Annotated in this window: 2 protein-coding genes; both read right to left on the bottom strand. The window is 65.9% G+C overall.

The window, feature by feature from the left end; translation table 11 throughout:
- Positions 1 to 248: 248 nt before the first annotated feature.
- Positions 249 to 599: a hypothetical protein gene (locus G205_RS20400; protein ID WP_009359701.1), complete on the bottom strand. Its 351-nt coding sequence runs from the start codon at positions 597 to 599 to the stop codon at positions 249 to 251.
- 80 nt (positions 600 to 679) lie between these two features.
- Positions 680 to 1,111: a hypothetical protein gene (locus tag G205_RS20395; protein WP_009359700.1), complete on the bottom strand. Its 432-nt coding sequence runs from the start codon at positions 1,109 to 1,111 to the stop codon at positions 680 to 682.
- Positions 1,112 to 1,258: the final 147 nt, after the last annotated feature.

Below are 1,258 nucleotides of genomic sequence, written 5' to 3'. Positions count from 1 at the left end.
CCCCAACAGCCGGCCGCGCCAGCGGACGCCCAATCTTTTAGTGCGAGCCCTGCGAGCATGCCTTTCACTCTCAGGCCCAGGGACAACCTAACGACGCCGCCGCCCAGGGCTTGCCGCCGGCGGCCGCCAGCCGTGCACCTGGTTGCTGCGGGGATTGGCGGTCCGCCGCCGGCGACCACCAACATGAGCCGGCCACGACGGCGGACCGCCCGCGGTGACCGGCCCCGAAAGACCGGCCACCCTCGGCGCTATTCGCGGCGGTCGTGGAGGGCGATCGCCCCGTGTTGTCCGGCTGCGCGGCGGAACCGGCTGTCGCTGCTGTAGATGAATGTGCCGCCGAACATGTACCACGGCTTGGGTTCACCGGCGGGGGTGACGGGTTCTGCGTGCACAACGGTTTCGTCGTGGAATGATTTTTTCTTGACCAGCCGGACCGCCGGGCGTTTCTCGGTGGCCTCGAAAACCGGGTCGATGCCTTCGCCGATGACGGTGACTTCCATGACGTGGGCGGAGATGCCCCGGTTTGAGAAGTCGGTGCCCAGGGCGTCGCGGTAGATCAGGGTGGTGATGCCTTTGGGGGCGGTGGTGTCGTTGCTCATGTGCTGATTCCTTTGAAGTCGTTTGGGGTTGCTGTACTGCCCGGCCTCTGGCCGGGCAGTACAGCGGTTGTCAGTGCTGGTTAGGCGGCGTCGCGCACGATGTAGGGCATCCGGTACCGGCTGGGCAGTTCGGCGGCGGCCTCGGGCAGGTCTGCCGGGCCTTGGGCCTGCCCGTTCTTCCAGTGGGTGAACGCCTGCTCCGTGATGGCATCCCACAGGCGGGCTTTCGTCCTGTAGTAGGTGCAGGTCACGTCGCCCTCGCAGTAGGTGGCGATGCCGAACAGGTTGCCGATGCTGTCAGCGGTGCGGGTAACGGCGACCATGACGTAGGGCCACTGGCCCAGGTCCCAGCCGTCACAGCCCCAGCTGGAGAGCACGGCCCAGCCGTGTTCTTCGATGAGTTCCATCCAGTCGTAGCCGCCGTTCATGTGGTAATCACCCAGCACGGTCACGCCGTCGATGGTTTCCTCGGTGTCCGCGAGGGTCACGGTCTTTTTGGATACTGCGCTCATGTGGTGTTGCTCCTTCTTGCCGAGAAGTTGGGTGGGTGGGGCGGCTTAGGTGACCGGCCAGCTCCCCTCTCCCCCTCGTTGTTTTTGGCTGCTGGCGAAGCTTGCGGAGCTGTGCCCGAACCGGCCCGTCTACCCATCGGGCAAGGG

Source organism: Arthrobacter nitrophenolicus (genome assembly GCF_000332815.1).
GTDB classification, from domain to species: domain Bacteria; phylum Actinomycetota; class Actinomycetes; order Actinomycetales; family Micrococcaceae; genus Arthrobacter; species Arthrobacter nitrophenolicus.
Note: the sequence above shows the minus strand (reverse complement) of the source record. Positions and strands in the feature narration are given on the sequence as shown.

What these genes read in the sequence shown, in the direction of transcription:
- G205_RS20395 (WP_009359700.1), bottom strand. Translation starts at nt 1,111, where the DNA reads ATGAGCGCAGTATCCAAAAAGACCGTGACCCTCGCGGACACCGAGGAA.
- G205_RS20400 (WP_009359701.1), bottom strand. Translation starts at nt 599, where the DNA reads ATGAGCAACGACACCACCGCCCCCAAAGGCATCACCACCCTGATCTAC.